12 protein-coding genes and 1 pseudogene are annotated in these 25,457 nt (G+C 58.9%); 9 read left to right on the forward strand and 4 right to left on the reverse strand.

All coding sequences use genetic code 11. The annotated features are described in order from the left end of the window. The first annotated feature begins 59 nt into the window (after nucleotides 1-59). The 5 genes and pseudogenes from FHT28_RS28510 to FHT28_RS28530 all read left to right on the forward strand — a co-directional run bounded on the left by FHT28_RS28510 (nucleotide 60) and on the right by FHT28_RS28530 (nucleotide 6,251). A complete protein-coding gene (locus tag FHT28_RS28510) occupies nucleotides 60-1,124 on the forward strand; it encodes a glycosyltransferase family A protein (RefSeq protein ID WP_037196950.1) in 1,065 nt (354 codons plus the stop codon). 593 nt (nucleotides 1,125-1,717) lie between these two features. Beyond that, complete coding sequence (locus FHT28_RS28515) at nucleotides 1,718-2,647, forward strand: substrate-binding domain-containing protein (protein WP_168598039.1); 930 nt, start codon at nucleotides 1,718-1,720, stop codon at nucleotides 2,645-2,647. A gap of 16 nt (nucleotides 2,648-2,663) precedes the next feature. Next, nucleotides 2,664-4,808: a methyl-accepting chemotaxis protein gene (locus FHT28_RS28520; RefSeq protein WP_113108799.1), complete on the forward strand. Its 2,145-nt coding sequence runs from the start codon at nucleotides 2,664-2,666 to the stop codon at nucleotides 4,806-4,808. A gap of 100 nt (nucleotides 4,809-4,908) precedes the next feature. Further along, nucleotides 4,909-5,034 (forward strand): annotated as a pseudogene (locus FHT28_RS28525) (Gfo/Idh/MocA family oxidoreductase); the annotation flags it as partial. A gap of 290 nt (nucleotides 5,035-5,324) precedes the next feature. Then, nucleotides 5,325-6,251 carry a GGDEF domain-containing protein gene (locus tag FHT28_RS28530; protein WP_052224205.1) on the forward strand — a complete coding sequence of 309 codons (927 nt, stop codon included), beginning with the start codon at nucleotides 5,325-5,327 and terminating at the stop codon, nucleotides 6,249-6,251. Nucleotides 6,252-7,030: 779 nt separating this feature from the next. Here the strand turns inward: FHT28_RS28530 and FHT28_RS28535 are convergent. The 4 genes from FHT28_RS28535 to FHT28_RS28550 form a co-directional block, all read right to left on the reverse strand. Next, nucleotides 7,031-7,591, reverse strand: coding sequence for a response regulator transcription factor (locus tag FHT28_RS28535; RefSeq protein ID WP_348644921.1), 561 nt, complete (start codon nucleotides 7,589-7,591; stop codon nucleotides 7,031-7,033). 468 nt (nucleotides 7,592-8,059) lie between these two features. Next, a complete protein-coding gene (locus tag FHT28_RS28540; protein WP_051964317.1) occupies nucleotides 8,060-8,731 on the reverse strand; it encodes a Crp/Fnr family transcriptional regulator in 672 nt (223 codons plus the stop codon). Nucleotides 8,732-8,989: 258 nt separating this feature from the next. Beyond that, nucleotides 8,990-10,210: a polysaccharide pyruvyl transferase family protein gene (locus tag FHT28_RS28545; protein ID WP_168598040.1), complete on the reverse strand. Its 1,221-nt coding sequence runs from the start codon at nucleotides 10,208-10,210 to the stop codon at nucleotides 8,990-8,992. Continuing rightward, nucleotides 10,207-11,631, reverse strand: a complete 1,425-nt coding sequence (locus FHT28_RS28550) for an O-antigen ligase family protein (RefSeq protein ID WP_064745796.1) — start codon at nucleotides 11,629-11,631, stop codon at nucleotides 10,207-10,209. The genes FHT28_RS28545 and FHT28_RS28550 overlap by 4 nt, the downstream gene beginning before the upstream one ends. A gap of 149 nt (nucleotides 11,632-11,780) precedes the next feature. Here FHT28_RS28550 and FHT28_RS28555 point away from each other — a divergent pair, with 149 nt between their 5' ends. The 4 genes from FHT28_RS28555 (at nucleotide 11,781) to FHT28_RS28570 (ending at nucleotide 25,451) form a co-directional block, all read left to right on the forward strand. Beyond that, nucleotides 11,781-12,623 carry a glycoside hydrolase family 16 protein gene (locus FHT28_RS28555; protein WP_047639068.1) on the forward strand — a complete coding sequence of 281 codons (843 nt, stop codon included), beginning with the start codon at nucleotides 11,781-11,783 and terminating at the stop codon, nucleotides 12,621-12,623. A 320-nt stretch (nucleotides 12,624-12,943) separates the two neighbouring features. Further along, entirely contained in the window at nucleotides 12,944-14,863 is a 1,920-nt protein-coding gene (locus FHT28_RS28560) for a non-ribosomal peptide synthetase (protein WP_168598041.1), read from the forward strand. Further along, on the forward strand, nucleotides 14,860-22,971 hold the full coding sequence (locus FHT28_RS28565; protein ID WP_168598042.1) for a non-ribosomal peptide synthetase/type I polyketide synthase: 8,112 nt from the start codon (nucleotides 14,860-14,862) through the stop codon (nucleotides 22,969-22,971). The genes FHT28_RS28560 and FHT28_RS28565 overlap by 4 nt, the downstream gene beginning before the upstream one ends. After that, nucleotides 22,968-25,451 carry a condensation domain-containing protein gene (locus FHT28_RS28570; RefSeq protein ID WP_168598043.1) on the forward strand — a complete coding sequence of 828 codons (2,484 nt, stop codon included), beginning with the start codon at nucleotides 22,968-22,970 and terminating at the stop codon, nucleotides 25,449-25,451. The genes FHT28_RS28565 and FHT28_RS28570 overlap by 4 nt, the downstream gene beginning before the upstream one ends. The last annotated feature ends 6 nt before the right edge of the window (nucleotides 25,452-25,457 follow it).

Raw genomic sequence — 25,457 nt, forward strand, 5'->3', positions numbered from 1 at the left:
ATAAGGACCTGAATGAGAAGGTTCGCCGCAACCAAAGCAAATCTGCGAGGTTCAATGCGATGTATTCCATCCAAGACCGTGTTCCAGTTTCCATTGTTATTGCGAACTACAATTACGCCCGCTTTCTCCGGCGCAGCATCGATAGTGCGCTGGAGCAGAATTACGACGATACGGAAGTCATTGTCGTCGATGATGCTTCAACGGACGACACGGCCGATGTCGTTGCGTCCTATGGCCCGCGAATCAAGACCCGTCTGCGGGAAGTGAACGGCGGGCATGCCGCTGCGTTCAACACCGGCTTTGCATCGAGCAGCGGCAAGATCGTGCTGTTTCTCGATGCCGATGATTATCTCTATCCAAACGCCATATCCGAGGTCGTCGACGCTTGGGAAGAGAAGACTGCCCAGATGCAGTTCAGGCTGCATATCGTCGATGAACATATGCACGTGAAGGATGTGTTTCCGCCTTCGGAGCTGCCGTTTGATTCCGGTGACGTCACCCCGAAGCTGCTGCGGAAGGGGCGCTATCAGACGACCGTCACGAGCGGTTTGGCGTTCAAGCGCTCGGTCCTGGACAGGATCATGCCGGTTCCGGAGCAGGATTTCAGGCAAGGGGCCGACGGGTATCTGGCAACCGTCGCGCCGCTGCATGGGGACGTCACATCGATCGACGACTGCCTTGGCGCCTACCGCATACATGGAGCCAATCATTCGGTCTTCGCCGAAAAGCTCGGCCAACGCGCGCGCTGGCGCATACAGCATGATTTTCATCGGCTGGAAGCCTTGTCGGATCAGGCAACGGAGATCGGCTTGGAGGTGCCGCCGGATATCGGGCTCCGCGATCCCGTTCATTTGGAAGAGCGTTTGGCATCCCTTTGCATCGATCGGGACCAGCACCCCATAACCGATGATTCCAGGTTCTCCTTGGCGACTGCCGGGGCGGTCGCAAGTCTGGAAATGAAGACATCCCTACGACGTCGTGCGATGCAGGCAGCCTGGTTTCTTTCAGCAGGCATCCTGCCTCGCCGCATGGCGAAAGCCGTTCTGTCCTGGAAGCTTGTCGCCTCGTCGAGACCTAAGTTCCTTTTGCGCCTTTCGAAAATCATCCGGTCTGCCATGGGATAGAGCGGCTTCAGGCCCTCAGACTTAGGAAATGGTCATTTTGGCGACCACGAAAATCCTCTCCGCTCTTCGGGCAACCCGCGAACTCCGGGGTCTATTGACATTGTTGAATCATACAGGCGTTGCCAGGCTGCAATCAGGGAGAGCTGAATGGGAAAAGGGACGCTTGATCTTCGCATCATCCGTTTGGAGGATGCGCCTCAGATACGACTGTTTGTGACGAAGAGGTTCACCTCTGTCGGCAACGACGAAAGTGGGGGGACTTTGGAATTGAGGGAAACTTACGGCCGTACTGCGGAAGCTACCTGTAAGGCGCCTCGAACGGCTGCGCTCTCGAAGCTTGGCTGTCCAGCTCCAGTCCAAAGCAACGAAGACCTCGAAGATTAAATAGAGTGGCCAATACGCAATCTTTCCCTAATGGAGAATATTGCCTGCGAATAATACAACCAAAGAAAAGCTTTTTGCAAATAACATATTGTGCTGATTGCATTGAATACATTATGATATTCTTAATTAGATTGGTTATCGTAAAGTAAAATTTAACTAAAAACTCATTATAAATCTTCAACGCGGTGCGCGTCTTATGGAGATGGATAATGAGAAAAGCCATACTTGCTGCTTTCGTGATGGCGATATCCGCCTCGACTGCAAGCGCACAGACGATCGGCGTGTCGATGTCCGGTCTGGATAAATTCAGAACCGCATTGCTCAACGGAGTCCTTTCGCAGGGAAAGACGATTCCTGGGCTGAAACTTGTCGTGCAGAACGCCAAGGGCGACAACGAGGCTCAGAAGGCGCAGATCCAGCAGTTCATAGCCGATAAGGTCGACGCCATCATCCTGGCCGTTTCCGATGGCGACCTCGGCCCGCAGATGACCAAGCTTGCCGCCGATGCCCATATTCCGCTGGTCTATATCAACAACGTCCCCTCGAACCTGTCGGATCTCCCGGAAAACCAGGTCGTGGTCGCGTCAAACGAAGCGGAATCGGGAACCATGCAGACGAAGGAAGTCTGCTCGCTCCTGAAAGGCAAGGGACGCGTCGTGGTGCTGATGGGCGAACCCTTCCACGCAGCCGCGCGGGCACGCACTCAGGACATCGACAATGTCATCGCCACGCCTGATTGCAGAGGTCTCCAGATCGTGGAGCGGCAGGCGGCCTATTGGTCGAGCGACTACGCCGATCAGCAAATGCAGGAATGGCTGTCGGCTGGCGTGAAGTTCGACGCTGTTATCGCCAATAACGACGAGATGGCGGTCGGCGCGATCCGTGCCATGAAGCGAAACGGCATGTCGATGAAGGACATCGTCGTCGCAGGCGTCGATGCGACCGATGATGCGCTGGCGGCGATGCAAGCGGGCGATCTGGATGTCACCATCCTTCAGAGTGCCTCCGGGCAGGGCGCTGCAGCGGTCGATGCTGCAATCAAGCTCATAAGCGGGCAAAAGGTGGCACGAGAAAACAACGTGCCCTTCGAACTCGTCACGCCCCAGAATATCGCCCAATACTTGCCGAAGACCCAGTGAGCAAACGAGGATTATGATGTTGCGCTTTTGGAATAAACTTGGCATCCGCGCGCAGATAACGGCCGGTTTCCTGCCGCTGATCCTGCTCATGAGCCTGCTCTCGGTCAGTGCGATTTCCGGCATGGACGGACTTTCGTCCATCTTCTCTTCCTACCGCAGCACTGCCGGCCAGAGCCTTGCTATTTCCGACTACAGCAATCAGTTGCACGAAATCCAGATGTCGGTGGAAGCTTTCCGATCCACCCCGACGCAGGATGTCGTGAGCCGGTTCCGTGCCGGGGTTAAGGCATTTGCCGCCGACGACCAGCGCTTTGCCGAAAACAACGCTCTGCAGACAGGAATGGCAAGCATCCGCCAGGATGTTGCGGCCTATGGCACGGCCTTCGAGCAGATCGTCTCCCTGCATGCAAGGCGCGAAGCCTTGATCTCCAAGGTTACCGAGTTCGGCCCCTGGACCAGTATCGCGCTCAATGACGTCATGCGCAGCGCATGGCGGCAGAACGACGTCGCTCTCCTGCATGCGACCGCCGCAACGCTCGAGGCCTTGAATCGCAGCCTCTATTTCTCGGAGCGCTTCATCTACTCCGGTGATCTAGCATCTTACGACATCGCGCAATCGGCGCTGAACGACGCGATGGCTTTGAACGACACCGCCGCCAAGGTGGCAAAGGGTGAACTGCAGCATAAGCGCGTTCTGGGTGCTGGTCAGTTGATGCAGAACTACACGAGCCGTCTTGGCGACGTGAGGGATATCTTGCTGCAGACCAACAAGATCCGTGCGAGCGAACTAGATGTTCTGGCACCGAAAATCGCAACGGGCTTCCAGAATCTGCAGGCCACGGTCATCGATGGACAGAAGACGCTCGATGGCTCGGTCGAGACGACGGTTGCCTCCGCCACGCGCTCGACACTCATGTTCAGCGGGCTGCTGATCGTGATTGGCCTCGTGCTCGCCTATTTCGTCGGTCAGCTGATTTCCTCGGCCGTGCGCAATATGGCGCAGACGATGGAGCGGCTTGCTCGCGGCGACGACACAATGGTGGTCGACGGTACCGAGCATCGTCATGAGCTCGGCGCCATGGCGCGCTCGCTGAAGGTCTTCCAGGAGACGGGACGCGGCAAGCTCATGGCGGAAGCCAATGCCGAACGGGCTCGCCTTGCGGCCGAAGAAGAGCGCCTGCGCCAGGAAGCCGAGCGGCTTGCCGATGCGCAGGTGATGGAGCACGCCTTCCAGCAGATCTCTCTGGGTCTCGATGCACTTTCGAAGGGCGACCTTACCGTGCGTGTCGGCGAGGTTGACGGTCGTTACGTCCGTATTCGGGATCACTTCAACAACTCGGTCTCCAGTCTGGAAGAGGCTCTCGATTCCGTCATCCGCGCAGTCGGCACGATCAAATCTGGCCTTTCGGAAATCTCGACGGCCTCCAACGATCTTGCCCGCCGCACGGAACAGCAAGCTGCCTCGCTTGAGGAAACGGTGGCTGCCCTCGGCGATGTGACGCGCGGCGTCAATGGCACGGCGGAGGGGGCAAGTCATGCTCAGAACGCGGTGGCGACCGCGCGCGCCAATGCCGAGAACGGCGGGGCGATCGTCGCCCGTGCGATCGCGGCTATGACGGAAATCCAGAGTTCATCGTCCAAGATCGGCAATATTATCGGCGTCATCGACGAGATCGCCTTCCAGACCAATCTTCTTGCCCTCAACGCGGGTGTGGAAGCCGCGCGAGCCGGCGAGGCGGGGAAGGGTTTTGCCGTTGTCGCCCAGGAGGTGCGTGAGCTCGCCCAGCGATCGGCCAGTGCCGCGAGAGAGATCAAAGCGTTGATCTCGACCTCTTCCGCGCAGGTCAAGGCAGGCGTGGAACTCGTCGGCGAATCCGGAACGTCGCTTGCGCAGATCGTCGAGCAAGTCAGCGCGATGAGCAGCACGGTTGCGGAAATCGCGGTTGCCGCGCGTGAACAGGCTGCCAGCCTGAGAGAGGTCTCGGCCGCCGGCGATCAGATGGACAAGGTCACTCAGCAGAATGCAGCCATGGTGGAGGAAACCACGGCGGCTGCCCAGAGCCTGACGCAGGAGACGGAAAACCTCGCGGACCTGGTGCAGCGGTTCAAGACACGCAGTGCCGCTGTCCCCGGGTCCCGTCTCTACGCATTGGCATCCTAACGTCGGCGCCAAGAGCCTTCGATCATGCGGCCGGGCTGAAACATGTTTCAGCCCGGCCGCATTCGTTCGTGCATCGAGGCGTGGTTGGCCGCCTCACGACCGCACGGGCGCCGAGGTTGCCGACGTCATCAAGTCCCCAAATGTCGATGCGATCCTGATCGCGACGCCGGCACCAAGCCATGCCGATCTCATAGAGGCAGCCGCGAGAGCCGGGCCGGCGATCGTTGACTAGCACCCGGCAACCCAGCCTCTTTGGGTGCGATTGCCCGCTCGACGATGTCACGATTGAGACAGGGGAAGCGTTCAATCGAGCTTCGCCAATTTGACGTTTGCGGTATGACTTTCGACCACAGGCCCTGTGCAGCTCACGATGAACGTGGGAAGTTTCCCGCCCGGTCTTGGGCGCTTGTTTGGTTTTGCATGGCCGGCCTATTTGTTTTTTCAGCGCTCACGATTAAAGCTTGGGCGGAGACGATCCATTCTGAGGGCATGACGGCCTTGGTCGATAATGAAACGATGCTACAGGTTGCGCAGTTGATGGAAGCTGCGGGGGTGCTGGTTGCGGTCTACGACCAGGATGACCGTGTTCGCTTTACCAACCGCGCGTTTCGCTCGGCGTGGTTCATAGAGGAGGATGAGTATCCGCTATGGCCAGAGCTCATGCGGCGCAACTTCCATGCTGGTCGCGGGACGATCATCAAGACCGACGATTTCGAGAGCTGGTTGCTGACAACGCTGGCCAGGCGCGGCAAGAGCGGGTTTCGGGCATTCGAGACGGATCTCCATGACGGCCGCTGGCTTTGGATGACGGAGACCATGCAGCCCAGCGGCTGGATGTTGTGTGTTGCAAGCGACATCACCTCCATCCGGTCCGATGAAAGAACACTCCGGCAAGATCGCGACTTCGCGCTCAAGGCTTCACAGACAGACGAATTGACAGGGATTCCCAGCCGGCGGTTCGTCATGTCCAAGCTTGACGAGCTGGTGCGCAGTCATGGCGGTGTTGCGGAGCCGGTTGGATGTCTTGCCGTGCTGGACCTCGACAATTTCAAATACATCAACGACCGCTTCGGCCACGCTTTTGGCGACTTGATCCTGAAGGATTTCGCCATCACGCTGCAAAGACTGGTCCGCAGGACGGATATTTTCGGGCGGGTCGGCGGCGAAGAGTTCGTTCTCATTCTTCCGAACACGACCCCGGACGAGGCGGAGGTGATCGTCCATCGTATGCTGCTCGCGGTGCGGCAGTCACGGCCGCTACCTGAGCACGCTGGTTTTCGCTATACGTTTTCCGCCGGTATTGCCTGTGCCGTGGGTGGCGACGATGTCGGTGAGCTCTACCGAAGAGCCGATCTCGCACTTTACGCCGCCAAAATGAAGGGGCGCGACCAGATCAGTATCGAACCGGATGCGCATCCTGCTCGGGCGGCGAGGCCATCGTAGTCGTTCGCCGGTGTGTGGAAAAATCCATCCGATTCATGGCTGTGATTTACGCCCAATCCGACGGAGATTCGTCCTTTGCCGCCGCGAAGGAAACGTACTCCCTGAAGCTCGAAGGCTTGGCGGACAGGTGCCGGCGCTTCGTTTCGATCCTTTGCAGTGGAAATTTCCATTCGGCGGATCGCCGGGAACGAGATGTCGGCTTTCCTTGCCAATTGTGACCTGGACCAAACCGGCATCGCGCGCAGCCCGGACCTGCGCAGGGTCGAGGCGCTCTTCTCCCATGCACTACATTGAGCTGATCCGAAAAGCGGACGTCGCCCTCAATGCCCGGAAGCGATCTGACAGACAGCAAATATGCTTCTATGATCCAGAGCAAGACCGCGTTGGCGCAACGAAAACCGCCCATGCGCTCTCCGCTTCAAAAAGAACTGTAAGAAGAGAAAATCGCAGAGGCTGACCTTTGTCACGGGCAAGCTCAAGTCTCCGCCGCAGTCGGGTGTCCATTTGAAATTCTTAGGCTGCATTCACCTGAATGCAGCATAGAATGAAACCGACAAGCGCCGGAATGTCATGAAATTGTAGCGCTGCGCTAGCGGGCCGGCGTCGACCTGCCCAGCGGCTCAAATCTTTTCAAGGCGCAAGATCCGGTGTTGGCGATGACGCATGCCTTGGCTGAGGCCGCTTCGTCTGTCGCCGTATCAAGTTCACGCCGACGATCGCTATCTTTGGCGATGCCACATGGTGGGCAGCAACCAAAGCTCGCCGGCGCGATCAAAGCGTTACTGCACGAGTTCCCGGATCTTGTAGGCAACTTCCGTGCGGTTCGTCGCATTGAGCTTCTTCATGATGTTGCGGATATGAACCTTCACGGTGCTCTCGCAGAGGTCCATTTCATAGGCAATGATCTTGTTTGCCTTGCCGCGCCTCAGCGCCTCGGCAACAACAACCTCGCGCGGTGTAAACAGACTGTCGAGGCAGCAATTCTTGCTCGCGGCGGGAGTAATCGACTCCTTGGCAGCCAGAATGCTGCTGGCGGGCACGAATACACCTCCCGCACGGGCAAGGGCCACGGCTTCCGCTGCGACCTTGACGTCGACACTGGTCGGAATATAGCCGCGGGCACCGCATTCCAGTGCTTGCAAAAGCTGTGCGAGCTCGTCGCTGTCGGCGCCGACGATCACGGGGCTGGCCTTGAATCTCTCCACCAAGGCGCAAATTTTCGTGCTGATTTCGGAGTCGGAAACTTTGCGTCCGCCAATCATGAAGAGAACGGCTGACGGTGCGACCTGCATGTCCCGTATCTGCCATTCCTCGAACGACGCTACGGTGACGATATTCATGCTGTCGTCATAGTCTGTGAGGCTTCTTGATAGGCACTCGCGGTCCAGAGCCCTGGAATCGATCAGAAGGATATAGTCCTCTGATTCTGCCGCGCCGGCGATGCCCGAGGCAACAAACGGCCTCAATGAATCCGGTGTTCGAACTGAAATGATGCGAGCTGCTGTTTCTGAAGCGAATTTCTCATTCGTTAATGACTGTCCGTTCATGGTCGATACCCCCAACCTTTAGTGTGACCCTTATTCTTCTTGTGACCGCCCGAATACTTCTATTCTTTGGATAGCAAAGCCCTTGTCTAAATTTCAGCATTGCTTCTTGCTTCATATTGCTCCCCTCGATCTAGGTTTATCTTATTACAAACTATTACTTTATATATTTTTGCGCGCATTAACATATGTTAATAAAAACTAGGAATATTGAGGTCACGAATTCTTACAACTCGAATACAACAATAATCTTGGCCGACTTGTTCACATCACATGCTTATCAAAATAGGACTCATCGAAATCGACGAGCTCCATGAGGCGTTGACGATCGAGAAACGCAACGACACCGTTGCGGAACGAAAGAAGGCCTGCCTCGCGCAGATCCCTGAGCACACGGTTTATATGTACGGTCGATAGACCGACGGCGTCGCCGATGTCGGCTTGCGTCAATGGGCAGTCGAAGCCGTCGGAATTCCGATGCTGCCGCGAGGCTCCAATCCGGGTCGCCAACTCGAGTAAAAGATAACCGGTTCTCTCCATTGCATCGCGCCGGCCGATATTGGCAAGCCCCTCGGACATACGGGCCTGGCGTCGCATTAATTCTGTGAGGACAACGCGATAGAAAGAGGCGGGCGCTTCGATCTTCGGAAGCGATGTGAAGTCCGGAAAGACTATGACGCTGACATTGGTGATCGCCTGTACCGTCTCGCGTGAGAGCACTGTCAGCGGGGTCGAAACCATGTCGCCGCGCAATACGAATTCGGTGACGATGCGCGTGCCATTCGGCATCATCTTGCTGGAGGCCGCCCATCCCTCCTGGATAAAGAGGAGGCGCGGCGCATCGCTCTCATAATCGCAGATGATGTTACCGGCAGCAAAGGTACGCGGAACGCCACCTAAACTCTGTATATGATCGATCGAGATCTGCGCTGCCATGATATCGGCCCCTCAAACCGAAAGCATATCCTGAACGTTCAAAAAGACCATTCGCAAATATAAATCTCGCTATCCGCGGCAATTTTATATCATATAAAATCAGATGTGTCTTTGATCGAAATCGATCTACAATCATGACCGCGCTGCACTATTATAAGTATATGAAATACACTTTCTGTAAAGAATAAAATAGGATGGTGAACTAGGAAAATCTGAGCGAAGAAACTCACATTAAAGTATTACATGTGGCTGCCTTGATTATACTTTGTGCATGGCCTGCAAGTCATCCCCGATCAGATGTCGGCGCATATTCATGATTCCGGCCTCGGCTTCGGCCACGGTGGTACGATGACGATTCGATTCGATTCCCTCGGACTCCGCGGCTTTCAACAACCAAGCGATATGAGGGGGGGACAATGCTGCGTTGCCGACGAAATATGCCTCTCGCCCGACCGAATTGAAGAAGCCTTCGACCTTCCCGTCCCAGCCCAATCCTACATGCGGAATCCTCAGAGCATAGGCGGCGATACAAGCATGCAGCCTGTGTGCCAGAATAACGTCGGTCGAATGAAGTATCCGGACCAAATCATCTGGAACCCGCGGGCGTTCAGCGAGATCCAATATTCCGGCTGCAATGACACGATGCATCGAGACTGAATTCCGAATCTGTTCGGCAAAGGCTTGATCTTCTTTGGCGCCGTTACAGAACAGGATCACCCGATAACCATCATCAAGAAGTAGTCCGATCAGATCCCGATAATCTCCAATGTTGCAGAATGGGATTTTCGACATGTTCCGGCTGGCGTGTCGCTGCAGGATCGTAGGATCCGTCACGCAGAGGCCGACCGTCGGTTGGAGCCCTTGCGATGGCATGCGACGTTCATGGCCGGAAAATGCCTGGACCAACAATCCCGGATCGCGAACAATCTTGGCGGCTGGCCCTTCAGGAAAATGCTCGCGCCAATTATCTTGGGCGAAGCCGTCACGCACGGAAAGATGGACGAGCGGAGCCTGCTTCAGTCGAGCGAAGAGATCATACGCTTTCTTCGACCAGCGCTCGCTGACGCCCACTGCGTAGATCGCCAGTGGCCGATTGTGGCGACAGACGCAGTCAAGGACCTGGCCGACTTTCAATGGAAAATTGAGATCGTCATCCTGGAACAGGTTACCGCCGCCGATCACCACCGCATCCGCCGCCGCAATCTTGGCGTCCCACTGGTCATGGAGTTTGCGCAACTTCCGCTCCAGCATGAAGCGAACCAACCGTTGCCGCGCGAAGACAGGTAGCCGCTGTAGCAGCTTGAGCGCATATCGGCGTTGCCCGCCGCGGCCTGTCCCGAAATCCTGTCGCCCCGCAAGATCGACGGTCTCGACTTCTATATGGTCCGCCCTGTTCCTCAACGCGGTCTCGACGCATTGCGCCAGAAGCCCGTCGCCCAGATTTTCGCTGTATTTGACGTTGAAGACGACAATCTTCATTGCAGTTCTCCGACAACACCGAACTGCGGCTTGCGCGCGATACTCATCTGGCTTGCCGTGGCTGTCAGGGCAGAAATACCGCCTGCAAGGATGTAGAACATCAATCCCAGATCATAGACCGTGCCGGAGGTTGCCGCCGAAATCAGGACGGTAATGAGCCCGGCTTTGGCTGCGCGCACAACTGCGGAAACCTTACGGGACGGCAAATGTCTGGATCGCGTGTCGGCCGCCATCAGCATGGCGACGAAGCTTGCAAACATCAGTGTGCCGATGACCCCGACATTGGATAGGAGCACGAGGCCGAAACTCGACGCCCGGGCGCTGCCGAGGCCGGCGCCGAAGCCACTCGTGTCGAGGAATGCCTGGTAGGCCATGGCGTTCCACATAAAGCGTTCGCGCCCGGACTGGCTGTCGGCCTTCGAGAAGAGCATCTCGTCGAGAAAATCATGCAGGTTGTGAGCAAGATCAGGCATGACGATCAAGACGAAAAATACGACGAGCGGCATCGCCGCCAGAATCGACACAATCATGACAGGTCGCCCCGCGCCCGGTTCGCGACGAGAAGCCAGAAAGGATTGCAGACAAAGGATCGGCAGCAAGACAGCGAGCCCAACCAGTGCTGTCGCCGACGTCGAAAGGATCAGCGCTGCAAGCAATAGCCCGGCGACAATGCCTGTCGTGGTGGAGCGGATACCGCTCAGCCACAGGCTGGTTGTCATAGCAAAGAGAACAAGCGTGAAGTCCGCAAAGGCGGAAGCTTCGGGAAACGTCCCTGAAATCCGCTTGAGGCCACCCTTCTCGGCGCCGGTCAACAGAGCGTAATTGGCCGTTCGGACGAAGCCGAGAAGAAAATCGGTGTGGGTGAAATGGGTGACGATATCGGCAAGCGCGAAGCCGAGGTTGACACTCGCCACAACCAAAATGCCGTTGATCAGGATTCCAGGGGTGCCGTTGCTTCGGAAGAAGGCAAAGGTCGCGGCGAAGCAGATGAGGCCCCCCACCGCATAGACGGACTGGGTAATATTGTTCGACGAGAATTTCAGCGGCACCAGCGCAATGAGATTACGTGCGCCGATTGACCGCTCGACCGACATGGTCTGCGTCACGCCCTGAAACAGGCGCGGAAAGAAAATGGCCGTTGCCAAGCCAAAGGCGGTCAGAAGCAGTAGGAGGAAGCCCGGACGCGGGGGTGCCAGGGCGGCAAGGAACGGCCCTTCTCCATGCGCCATGAACAACCGTGCCGTGAAAAATAACAGAAAGAGGCTCGGCACCAGAACCGATGCGCCGCCGAGGCCGGGCACGCTGAAGGCCGCGGCTGCGCCGAAGATCGTCGACAGTATCATGACAACGAACGACCACCGCACAGGTGCGGCCAGCATCGCAATGCCAACGATCAATGTCACAAGTCCCATTAAATTCATAGGTTGTAGCCCCGAGTTCCTGCCTCATTGTTGCCACAAGCTATCATGCCGGTATGCTGCTGTATTTCCGCCATGCCTAAGCCTTTTGGTGGACGCGCTAGCCGAAAAACGTTCTATGCCGGACGAGCTGCGCCGTTCATGCTGGCAACATGGATCACACCTCGCGCAGACATATCTGGCCATGCTCGAACGACCGCCGCACATTTCTCCGCGCCGGGCTCGTAGCGGCATTTGCCGCAATCGCAGGTATTCCGGCCGCACATGCCAGTGATACCGGAGATGGGCTCGACCTTGGCGCTATGGCGCTGACATTCGAGGACAATTTCGACAACCTGAGCGTTTCCGCTTGGGGGCCGGGCACTCGCTGGATTGCTCATACGCCCTGGAACGGCGACTTTGGCGGCGCGCGCTTCTCCGATCCGAACGGCGACTTTCCCTTCACGGTCGAAGACGGCATGTTGCGCATTACCGCGGCGCGTGATGGCAAGGGCGTCTGGCGCTCGGGCCTGCTTGCCTCCGTCGATAGCAAGGGCAATGGCTTTTCTCAGCAATATGGCTATTTCGAAATGCGTGCCCGCTTGCCCGACGGCCCGGGTGTGTGGCCAGCCTTCTGGTTGATCGGCAAGGATCGATCGAAATCCACCGCCGAAATCGATGTCATCGAATATTATGGCGACAAGCCGGGCGCTTACTCATCGACCGTTCACGTCTGGCACAAGGACGGCCGACACGATTCCGATTATGCCCGCATCAAGGTCTTTGGGGCGGCAAGCCCCTCGGAAATGCACAGCTATGGCGTGAAGATCGATTCCGACTTCATTCGCATGTATTTCGACGGCGCGCTGGTCTGGAAAACCAAGGTTCTGCCGGAACATCGCCAGCCCATGTATATTCTCGTCGATCTCGGCATTGTCGAGGGAGTGACGCGGATGGTCGCCTCCGATCCTTCCTTCATGTTCGTCGACTATGTCAGGGCCTACCAGTTCAAGTAGCTGTCGCCGCAACAATATCCCTCCCCAAACCGTCTCCTGGCCCGCGTGCGCTCCACGCCGCGGCAACCTCCACATCCCTGCCAGAAATCGGTGCGTTCCTCTTGCCGGCGCCGTCCATAATGCTTTCGGTCAGGTTGCAACTGCTCCTTCGATCTCTTTCGACGAAATGGCTACATCACCTAAGGCTTAAGACTTTTGTGGGTGGCAATGGTCATCCCAATGATCAACTGGTGATTTTCCGGCAGCGTGAAATTCTGCGGATGGCGATGAGGCACGCATGTCGTGCCAGCGCCGGCCGCAAGACAACCCGGAGGGTAGCAATGATCGATCGCGAGTCTCTTAAAAATGCAGATGGTGCTGCAAGTATGCATTACGATCGCAACCGCTGCCTTCACGACATGGTGCACGCCCAGGCAGAGGCCGCTCCACAGGCAACGGCCCTGGTTTTCGGCGACACAACGGTGAGCTACCGCGATCTCGATCGGCTTTCCGACGCGCTTGCGACGTATCTTATAAAGCTCGGCGTCCGGAAGGCAGATATCGTTGGCCTGTTCCTTCCACGCAGCCTCAACGCCATCATCTGCAAGCTGGCCATTCTCAAGGCCGGCGGCGCCTACCTGCCTCTCGATCCCGCCTTTCCAATCGAGCATCTCGACCATGTCATCGGCGAATGTCAGCCGAAGGTCATTTTTGCCGATGCAGCCCATGGCGAAACGCTCGGCTCGGTTCCCAGCATGGCCGCAAGGGTTATCGAGGCCGGCGCCATCATCGCGGAGATGGCAAATCGAGCCCATGCTCCCGCCCCAGCCGTCAAGGTCGGCGGCGACGATCTCGCCTATGTCATGTACACGTCCGGTTCGACCGGCAGGCCGAAAGGCACCATGATCTCCCACCGCAGCATTGCGCGGGTCGTGCTCGATCAGACCTATGTCGACTTTCGGCCTGAAGACGTCGTTCTTCACACCGCCACCATCGCCTTCGACGCCTCGACCTTCGAAATATGGGGAGCCCTGCTCAACGGCTGCGCCTTGGCAATCATGCCGGACACCAGCCTCTCCGTCGCCCGCCTGTGCGATTTCATGCGGACGACCGGTGTCAGCATCACCTTCCTGACGACCGGGCTGTTCAACGTGTTCGCCGATCACGCCCGCGGACCTCTGCCGAAGCTTCGCCATGTTCTGTTCGGCGGCGACGTTGGGTCGGCGGTTCATGCCCGGCGCTTTCTTGAGCGTCATCCCGGCTGCAAGCTCACCAATGCCTATGGCCCGACGGAGACGACCGTCTTTGCGACCGCGTTCCAGGTGCTTCCAAACTTCTCCGACAAAGAACTGCCGATCGGCAAGGCGATCGCGCACACCGGTATCGCCGTCCTCAACGAGGAATTGCGCGAGGTTGGCCGGGGAATCGAAGGTCAATTGGCGATATCGGGCGACGGCCTGGCGATCGGCTATTTCAAGCGGCCCGAATTGACGGCCGAGAAGTTCGTGACGATCGACACGAAAAACGGCAGGACCCGCTACTATCTGACCGGTGACATCGCCTTCCTGCAAGCCGACGGCACGGTTGCCTTCAAGGGTCGCCGGGACCGTCAAGTCAAGATCAATGGCAAGCGCATCGAACTGGATGAGATCGAGGCGGCGCTGAGACGCGATCCGCGTCTTGCCGACGGCATTGTTCTTTGTCATGAGCAGGGTCCAAATCTGAAACGGATCGTCGCCTATCTGTGCCCGAAAGAGGATCGCGCGGGCGCGGGTCCCGATCTGGGGCCGAGCGTCATGGCGGCGCTGCGCGCGGTACTTCCGGCCTATATGATCCCGAGCGCCGCCGTTATCGTCGATGCTTTGCCATTGACGCCCGCCGGCAAGGTCGATCGCTCCAAGCTTACTCCGCCGGCAATTGAACCCATCGCGACGCCCATGGGCGCAATTGCCAAAAGCCGGACGGAAGAGCTGCTGACGACGCTGTGGCAGGACGCATTGGGCCTCGGCGCAGTTGAAATCGACAGGAACTTCTTCGATCTCGGCGGAACCTCCCTTCAGCTCATGGAGATCCACGCCGGCCTGGAAACCGAGCTCGACCATCCCATCGACGTGGTCGCGCTGTTCCGCCATCCGACAATCCGGGAATTGGCGCGTCACCTCGACGGTAAGGCTCCGGACCCGATACGAGCAGCGGCGGCCGCTCAGCGCGCTGCACTTCAGCAAAAGGCAATATCCCAATTCCGCAGGAGCTCCTCATGAAGGCAAGTCACCATGGCCAGGGCGAAGAGCCTGATTTCTTGGATAGTGAGGATCTGGTCGGGCAGGGTTCCGGGCACATAGCCATTATCGGCATGTCCGGTCGCTTCCCAGGCGCGCCTTCGGTGGACGAGCTATGGCAATTGGTTTGCGAAGGGCGGGACGTCTTTTCGCGTTTTTCGCCGGACGAGATCGAAGACGCCTTCACGGACGAAGAGCGGTCGCAGCCGAACTATGTTGCGGCAAGACCTCATCTTCCTGACGTCGGGATGTTCGATGCGGAGTTCTTCGGCATGTTTCCGCGGGAGGCGGCGGTGACCGATCCGCAACATCGGGTCTTCCTGGAAATCTGCTGGGAGGCGCTTGAAAGCGGCGGATACGATGCGCAGCGCTACAACGGCATGATCGGCGTCTTTGCCGGATGCTCCATGCCGACTTATCTCATCAACAATGTTCTGCGTGACCGCGCCAAGGCGGAGGAATTCACCTCCAATTACCAGATCGGCTGCTTCCATGAGCTTGTCGGCGCTCTCAATGATACGCTGGCAACGCGCGTCGCCTATAAGCTCGATCTTCGCGGCCCTGCTTTCACGGTACAATCGGCTTGCTCGACCTCGCTTCTGGCCGTGTCGCAGGCCTGCCAGAATCTGCTCACCTATAGCTGTGACATGGCGCTGGCCGGTGGGGTGTCGATCACCATTCCGCAAAGGCGAGGCTATATGTACCAGGATGGCGGCATGGCCTCTCCGGATGGAACATGCCGACCTTTCGACGCGAACGCTGCCGGAACGGTGTTTGCAAGCGGCGCCGGCGTCGTTCTTTTGAAGCGTCAGGAAGATGCACTGCGCGACGGCGACCATATCTATGCGGTCATTCGCGGCTATGGCATCAACAATGACGGCAGCGACAAGGTCGGCTTCGTCGCGCCGAGCGCCGAGGGGCAGGCCGAGGCAATCGCCGCAGCACTCGCCAATGCTGCCGTGGAGCCGTCGACAATCGGCTATGTCGAATGTCACGGCACTGCGACACCGCTTGGCGACCCCATCGAGTTCAACGGGCTGAAGAGGGCTTTTGCACAGAATCCGCCGACGGCCGCAAGTTGTGCACTTGGCTCGATCAAGGGCAATATCGGACACATGGACGCCGCCGCTGGCGTCACCGGCCTGATCAAGGCGGCGCTGGTGCTGGGCTCCGCCAAGATCCCGCCGATGGCCAACTACAAGCAACCCAATCCGCACATCGATCTCGACCACAGCCCCTTCTACATCCCGACAGCAATGATCGACTGGCCACAGGGGCAAGGTCCCCGGCGGGCCGGCGTCAGCTCTTTCGGCGTGGGCGGCACGAATGTCCATGTTGTCCTAGAAGAGCCGCCGCGCAGGCGCCTTCAAGCCGAAGAGCTTGGAAGACGATATATTCTGCCGCTCTCGGCGCGCAGCAAGCCCGCCCTCGCGACGATGCGGGCCGCTCTTGGCGATCATCTCGCCAAGAACCCGAAAATTTCCGTGATGCAGCTTGCCCATACGCTTCAGGAAGGGCGCCGCGAGTTCAGCCATCGCCTCGCTATCTCTGCCAGCAGTGTCGAAGACGCCATCGGTCGGCTGACAACGGAGAACTATCAGTCTTTCATTGCAGCGGACGAACCGCCCGTCGCCTTTATGTTTCCAGGGCAGGGCGCACAATATGTCGGCATGGGCGCTGGCCTTTATAGGTCGGAACCCGAATTCACCCGCTGGATCGATCGTGGCGCCGAGCTTCTGAAGATGACGCTCGGGCTCGATCTGCGCGACTACATCTGCCATACCGGGCCGGTAACCCAGGCGATCACCGATGAGCAGCGCGAGACGCGCATCGCCCAACCCTGCCTCTATCTTGTCGAATATGCGCTGGCACGGCTGTGGCTCAGTCGTGGCGTGAAGCCCTATGCCATGATCGGCCATAGCGTCGGCGAATTTGTTGCCGCCACGCTTGCCAACGTCATCTCGTTCGAAGACGGCTTGCGGCTGGTCGCCAATCGTGGGCGCCTGATGCAGCATCAGCCGCAGGGAGCCATGGTTTCGGTTCGCGCGGATGTCGAAACGACCAGCTCATACTTGCGGGGCGAAGTCGAAATCGCCGCAATCAACGCGCCGAAACTCTGCGTCATCTCGGGGCCGTTTGCCGATATCGATAGGGTTTGCGGCGAACTCGAATCCGCCAATATCGCCTTCAGCCGCCTGCACACATCGCATGCCTTCCATTCCGCGATGATGAACGACGCCGCCGAGGCACTGCGTCAGGAAACGGAGAAGGTTACCTATGGCACTGCCACCATGCCCTTCATCTCCTGCGTCACCGGCGACTGGCAGACAGGGGAACTAGGAACCTCGCCCGACTACTGGGCCATGCATTGCCGCGACACTGTCCGCTTCGCCGATGGTCTGGCGACGCTATGCCGTGACCGCAAGCCAATCCTTCTTGAAGTTGGCCCGGGGCGCACGCTTTCCGTCTTTGCCGCGCAGACAATCGCGCGTGACGATCTGGCGGCGGTGGTGCAATCACTGCCTGAACACGACCGCGCTTCCGCTGCGGCCGAAACGCTCGCCGAAGCACATGGCAAGCTCTGGATGGCGGGTTGTTCGCTCGTCTGGCCAGCTCTCCCGATCGCCGCCAAACAGCGACTGGTCTTGCCAACCTATCCTTTCCAACGCCAGCGCCATTGGATCGACGCCCCCGCATCGGCACGACGGGCGTCGGCACAGCAGATCAGCGCCATGCCAGGCAATCCCACCATCACCATCCCCGTCGCCTCAGACGTCAACCTCGCCGAGGAGAACAAATCAATGAATGTCGCAGCACCAATCTCCGCTTCCCACCGCGTTCTCACATTGGAAACCAGCCTCTTGACCCTGCTCAGCGACATGTCGGGAGAGACGCTCGGTCCGGATGAGCGGGCGGTGACATTCCTGGAGCTCGGCTTCGATTCACTCTTCGTCGGACAATTCGCGCAACGAATCGAGAAAGACTACAAGATCAAAGTTTCTTTCCGGGAGTTGCTCAGCGCGATACCCTCGGTCGCGGATCTGGCGCTCTATCTTGACGAGCAGATGCCACCGGACGCGGTAAAGGTGCCCGAGCCGCCGATGGTCGCGACACCTGTCGCAGTTGCACCGGCATCGGCTGCACCAATGCCCGTACAACTGCCGATACCAACGACGATTGCCGCCGCTCCAATACAGGCGATGCCGGGTGCTGGGTCGGATCTTGCCACGGTAATGCAATCGCAGCTCCAGATGGCGCAGTCCCTGTTCGCGCAACAATTGCTGATGCTGCAATCCATGCAGGGCGGCTCTCAACCCGTTGCCGCCCCCGTGCCCGAGCCGGTAGCCGTAAGCCCACAGGCGGCACCGCCCGCACCCATGCCGGCACCCGCAGCTGCTGAGCGCGTCCCTGCCGTTACCGTCGAAAGCGATTTCGGCACCGAACGCATCAAGCTGTATCGCCCGAACGCAAAGAGCCTGGCACCGGAGATCTCCGCGACCAAACAGGCCTTCATTGCCGACCTGACGGCGGCCTATGAAACCAAGAACGCCAAGTCGAAGACCTTCACGCAGGAACATCGCAGCCACCTGGCCGATCCACGCTCGGCTTCGGGCTTCCGGGCGGACTGGAAGGAAATGGTGTTCCCGATCGTCTGCGAGCATTCGAAAGGCGCTTACATCTGGGACGTCGACGGCAATAAATATGTCGATCTGGTCAACGGCTTCGGGCAGACGGCCTTCGGTCACGCGCCCGATTTCGTGATCGATGCCATCAAGGATCAGGCTGACCGCGGCTTTGCCATCGGCCCACAGACGCCGCTGGCCGGCGAGGTGGCGAAGATGATCGCCGAGGTCACGGGCCATGAGCGCGTCACCTTCTGCAATACCGGTTCGGAGGCTGTCATGGCTGCCATGCGGCTTGCCCGCGCCGTCACCGGCCGCGACCGTGTCGTGGTCTTTGCCAACGATTATCACGGCCAGTTCGACGAAGTGCTGGTCAAGGGCCGCAACCGCTCCGACAAGCCGATTGCCTTGCCGGTCGCCTCCGGCATCCCGATGGCGTCCGTCTCCAATATGACAGTGCTGCGCTATGGCGCGCCGGAAAGCCTCGATTTCATCCGCGCCAATGCCGACGAGATTGCCGCCGTCATCATCGAGCCGATCCAGAGCCGCCATCCGGAATTGCAGCCACGGGAATTCGTCCTCGAGCTGCGCGATATCGCCACCAAATCCGAATTCGCCCTGGTCTTCGATGAAGTCGTCACCGGCTTCCGCGTCGATCCCGGCGGCATGCAGAAGATCTGGGGGATCAAGGGCGACATGGCGACCTATGGCAAGGTTGTCGGCGGCGGAATGCCGATCGGCGTGCTGGTCGGAAGCCCACGCTTCATGGATGCGCTCGATGGAGGCTACTGGGCTTATGGCGACGAGTCCGTCCCCATGACCGCTCCGACCTTCTTCGCCGGTACCTTCGTGCGTCATCCATTGACGCTCGCAGCCGCCCACGCCGTCCTGCATCACATCAAGGGCGAAGGATCAGCCCTTTACGGTCGGGTCGTCGAGCGGACGGAAGCCTTGGTGGCAGAGATCAGGGCCGATCTTGCCCGGCGCGGCATGGCCGATGTCGTTCATGGTTACAAGAGCTGGTTCGCGACCGACTTCTCCAGCCAGGATGCGCTCGGGGCGCTCTTTTATGCCCAGATGCGCCTCAATGGCGTCCACATTCAGGACGGCTATCCCTGCTTCCTGACAACGGCGCATAGCGAGGAAGATTTCCGCGCGATCGCCAAGGCTTTCCGCGACAGTCTCGATGCCATGCAAGCAGTCGGGATCTTCACGCCCATCCAAGATCACATCGCCCCTCCGGAGCAGATCCGGGCTGCGGTCCCGGCACCCGTCTCGCCACCTCAATCCGCGCCGCTGACGGAGGCGCAAACGGAGATTTGGCTGGCGGCCCAGGCAGGCGATGAGGCATCCTGTTCGTTCAATGAGTCCTTCTCATTGACGCTGGAAGGGGCTTTCGATGAGAACGCATTCCGCAAGGCCTTCGACACGGTCGTTGCCCGCCATGATGCGCTTCACATCCGCTTCGATCGGAGCGGCGAGCACTTTCAGTTCATCCCTGGTTTCAAGCTCGATCTGCCGTCTTTAGATGGTGTCGACCAGGCAGGCCTCGCTCAGATCCTCGATGATGAGGCTCATACACCCTTCGATCTGATCAACGGACCGCTGGCGCGCGCCTGCGTCGTCAAGCTTGCGGCCGATAAGCATGTGCTGGTCTTCACCGCCCATCACATCATCTGCGACGGCTGGTCGATCAACACTTTCGTCGATGAACTCTCAACCGCCTATGGCGCCTACCAGGCGGGCACCGCGCCGCAGTTCCAACCGGCTTTGTCCTTCGCCACCTACTCGACGGACCTCGCACCCAGACCGGAGAAATCACAGGTCACCGAACAATTCTGGCTCGATCAGTTCAAGACGGTTCCGGACTTGCCTGACCTGCCGCTCGACCGGCCTCGGCCGGAATATCGGAGTTTCGCTGGTGGAACCTGCACGGGCTACATCGACGCCGATGTCTACAAGGCTCTGAAGAAGAGAGGCGCGAAATCCGGGGCGACGCTGTTTTCCACGCTGCTCGCCACGCTGCAGGTGATGATCACGCGTCTGTCCGGTCAGGACGATATCGTGATCGCGATCCCCTCGGCCGGTCAGAGCCTGCTCGACGGGCAGATCCTTGTCGGCCATTGCGTCAATCTTCTGCCGCTGCGTCAGGCAGTGGCACAGGCAGAGCCCTTCCTGGCCCATCTGAAGGCAACGCAGCAGCTGGTTTTTCAGGCCTTCGAGCATCAGGACTACACCTACGGCACGCTGGTGCGCCGGCTGAACGTAAAACGCGACTCGCGGCGCCTGCCCCTCACCGAAATCCAGTTCAATCTGGAGCGCATCGCCGGTGGATCGGCCTTCGGCAACCTCAAGCCAACGATGGAGCCGAATGCCAAGGCGTTCTCCAACTTCGACCTGTTCTTCAACATGATCGAAGCTGCCGATCACATTCGTATCGATGTCGATTACAACGCCGACGTTTTCGACCGCACCACGGTTGAACGATGGATCGGCCATTTTTCGACGCTGGCTGCGGCTCTGGCAAAGGACATGGATCGGAAGATCTGCGAGCTGCCGTTGCTGTCGGCACAGGAGCAATCCTGGTTGATCGATGACCTCAACCATACGGCGGTGCCCTACGATCACGATCAGTTCATGTTCTCGCTCTTCGCCAGAAGGGCCGCCGAGAGCCCGAATGCCGTCGCCGTTCAACATGCTGGCCAGGCAATGACTTACGGAGAACTCGAGGCCCGCTCGAACCAGCTCGCCCTTTACCTGCAGATGGCAATTCCCGAGCCCGGCCGACGTGTTGCGCTTCTGGTCGAACGGTCGCTAAATATGATCGTCGCCCTTCTCGCCGTCATGAAGGCAGGGCATGTTTATGTGCCGATGGACCCGGGCCATCCCGAGGCGCGCCTGCGTCAGACGCTGGATGTCGCCCGCATCGGGGGCCTGATTTGCGACAGCGACGACATGGCTCGACTGGTCGCCGCCAACACCCCCGTCATCCGCCTTGACAAGGATGCCAAGGCGATCGGCTCGATGACCGGCGCGCCCTTGAAGACCTTATCCTTCGACACGTCGGGTCCGGCCTACGTCATCTTCACCTCCGGCTCCACCGGCATGCCGAAGGGGGTCGAGGTCTCTCACCGGGCGCTCACCAACTTCCTTCTCTCCATGGCAAAGGAACCCGGCTTCAGCGCCGAAGACACGCTCGTTGCGGTGACGACGATCTCCTTCGACATTGCTGGGTTGGAGCTCTACCTGCCGCTGATATCGGGCGGAAAGGTCGTCATCGCCGACCGCAACCAGGTTCAGGACGGCTTCGCACTTGTGAAGCTCATCGAGGAGCACGACGCCACGGTCTTGCAGGCGACGCCAACGCTTTGGCAGATGCTGGTGGAGGCCGGTCTCAAGGAGCGGAAGACGCTGAAAATGCTCTGCGGCGGGGAACCCTTGCCGCGGGAGTTGGCGAGATCGCTGTTGGCGATCGGAGGCCAGCTGTGGAACATGTATGGCCCGACGGAAACGACGATCTGGTCATCGTTGCAGCGCATCACGGATGCCGATCAGCCGATCACCATTGGCCACCCGATTGCCAACACGCAACTCTACATTCTCGATCGGAGCAATAGTGTTGCGCCGATTGGCGTCATCGGCGAGCTGCATATCGGCGGCGATGGATTGGCGGAAGGATATTTCGATCGCCTTGATCTTACCGAAAAGGCCTTCGTCCCGCATTGCTTTACCGTCGGCAAGCCGAAGCGGCTCTATAAGACCGGTGATGTCGGCCGGCGCCTTGCCGATGGATCCTTACAGCTGCTTGGCCGGCGCGACCAGCAGATCAAGCTGCGTGGCTTCCGCATCGAACTCGGCGATATAGAAGCCGTCGTCGCGAAAGCGGAAGGCGTGCGTCAATGCGCCGTCGTCCTGGCCGAAAATCAGAAAGGTGACCGCTCGCTCGTCTGCTACATCGTGCCGGCCGCCAACGGCAAGGATATCTCCTCCGCCGATATCGCCGCCCATGCGCAGTCCAGCCTCCCGGCTCATATGGTTCCGGCCTTCTGGGTGATGGAAAGCGAGCTGCCTCATACCGCCAACGGCAAGCTCGACCGCAAGACGCTGCAACAACGTGGGGTGCCGCAGCGTGAAGTGGCCCAGACCAAGGCCCCGCCAAAAACCGAGATGGAAGAGCGGCTGCTGACGATCTGGCAAGATGTGCTCGATCTCGGCGACATCGGTGTCGACGACAATCTCTACGCACTGGGCGCCGATTCACTTACCATCTTCCGCATCGCTGCCCGGATGCGCGACGATGGCCTGCCGCTGGAGGCAAAGCACTTGCTTCGCCATCCATCGATTGCGGCGCTGGCGGCCTTTGCCGGCAGCTTGGAAGAGGCTTCACCCGATCCTATTCAGCTCCACGTTCCATCCTTGCGAGATTTTCGTAACGGCGCACGCCGCGGCCTGGGGACAGCACTATGAGCATCTTTGACAACAGCCCCGACGGTTCGCGTACCGAACCGCAAATCATCGGCGAGTTTCCGTGCACGCAGACGCAATTGCGTTGCTGGATTATCGACCAGCTCAGCCCGGGCAATCCCGCACTCAATGTCGCGGTTCGCTGGGAAATCCGCGGCGCCTTCAAGGCGTCAACCCTCGAGGCGGCTTTCCGCAAGGTGGTTCAGCGCCATGAGATTCTCAGAACTCGCTTCGTCGAACGGAATGGCCATCCCTTCCAGCAGGCAGTCAGCGAGATCAATTTCAAGATGTCGGTGATCGATCTTCGAGGCATGGCGCCCGAGCAGCGCCAGGCAAGGATCCTGTCGATCGGCGAGGAGACGGCGCAAGCCCCGTTCGACCTGAGCACGCCCGGCTTGTTTCGCGTCACCTTGCTGATGGCCGAAAACGAGCGCGGTGTCTTGCTCATAACAGCTCATCAGAGCTGCTTCGACGGCTGGTCGATCCGCGTCCTCGGGCGGGAGGTTGGTGAAATCGCCGCGGCGATTGATGCCGGCAGGCAGCCGGTATTGCCCGAGCTGCCGTTGCAGTATGGCGACTACGCGCTCTGGCAGCAGGAGTACCTGCAAGGCTACGGCTTCGAGACGGAAAAAACGTTCTGGCGAGAGACGCTGAAGGATGCGCCCTATTTCGAGGTCGCTCCCGATCGCCCGCGCGGCGCCGTCAAGACCAGTCACGGCAATATCCTGTCGATCGCCCAGCCTCTCGCCTTCAGCGAGCGCATGGATGCCGCCGCCCGCGCACACCGTGTTTCGCAGTACAGTTACGGCGCGGCCATCGTCAGCGCCGTCCTCCATCGCCTGACGCTGGCCCCGACCGTCCTGTTCGGCTCGCAGGTCGCCGGCCGCGAGCACAGTGATCTGGAAGATCTGATCGGCGTCTTCATCAACAATCTGGTGCTGCGTTTCGATTTTGCTTCCGATGTTTCCTTCGCCGAGCATATCCACGCGGTCAGCGAAACGGTCGAAGGGGTTTTGAACCATCAGCGCATGCCGTTCAACAAGCTGGTCGAGCTGATCAACCCCGTTCGTGATCCCGCCCGCAATCCGCTGATCTCGGTGAATTTCAATCTGCAGAAAGCGTTTCTGGAGGATCGTCGCTATGGCGGCTTCGAGCTGATCAGCTCGGCCTCGCAATCGCCCGGCGTCATCTACGATCTCAGTTTCATCATGATCGGCCGACCGACCGGCTGGCGCATGTCGATCGAATACAATGCCGATCTCTTCGAGGTCGAGACGATAGAAAGCCTCTTACAGTTGTGGCGGCAAGCTTATGAAATTGCTCTCGAACACCCAGAGGCGCCGCTTTCTTCGCTCATTGCGCCTGAGCGGCAAACAGCGACCCACGTCAAGGATGCGTCGGTCGGCGGCTCCACCGCAAGCAGCCCGTCAACCGATACACAAATGGAAACGCTTGCTGCTCTCTGGAGAGACATCCTACAAGTTCAGCAGATACGACCGGAAGATGATTTCTTCGCGCTCGGCGGTCATTCGCTTCTGGCGCTACGGCTTCTTTCGGCAGTCCGAACTACGTTCAATGCTCCGGCGACACTGGAACTTCTATTCAAAAAGCCGACGTTTGCTGGCTTTGCTGCAGCGATCTTCGACCGCGGGGAAGCGCAGGCGTCCCGCGAAGAAGCCGCGAACCCGTGGGAGTTAGTCACCTGCAAGCAGGGTACCGGAACGGCGGCGGTTTATACGCTCAACCATCCGTTTCTCTATTACCGTTTGGCCAACGAATTGCCAGCTACGGTATCGGTCCACAACGTCAACATGTTTCATGCGGATCTCGAAAGCGGCCTGGCCGATCTCCCGATCGAAGATATCGCACGCCATGCGATAGACACCATGCAAATCGATGCGAGCGCCGGGCCCGTCGCGATCGTCGGCCTCTGCGTCAACGGCATCGTCGCGATGGAGGTAAGCCGGCAGTTACGCGAAAAGGGCATCGAGGTCGGCTTTACCGCAATGATCGATGCATGGGCGCCGGGCTATTTCGCCTCGCTGCCGAAACGGGAGCAGAAACGTTGGGGTCGGGAGCGGCGGAGCAAGCGCCTTGCCTATTTCACCAAGAAACTGCTGCTGGGACGCATTCGGCTGATCGACTATCTCAAGGAGTTCGAAATCTCTCTCGCTCTTCTGAGGCTGTTTGGCGTCAAGGCAGGTGAATATTCCCCTGAGGAGCAGGCCAACGACGCTGTCACCAAATTACTGGTGATAGCCGCACGCCGCTACAAACCGGCACAAGTCAGGGACCCCAGCGTGATCCTGTTGCGCAGCCGCGCCAACCATCCCCGGGCTCGCAAGTTGTTGTTTGGCTGGGGCGAGGCCGTCGCGGCAGACACCATGGTCGTCGATATCGATGGCTGGCACGAGGATTCGCTTACCAGCAACGGTATTCGCGATCTGGCATCGATCTTCTCTCAAAAGCTCATCGGCAAGTAGATGTCA

It is taken from the genome of Rhizobium sp. SG570 (genome assembly GCF_012275345.1).
GTDB lineage: Bacteria > Pseudomonadota > Alphaproteobacteria > Rhizobiales > Rhizobiaceae > Rhizobium > Rhizobium lusitanum.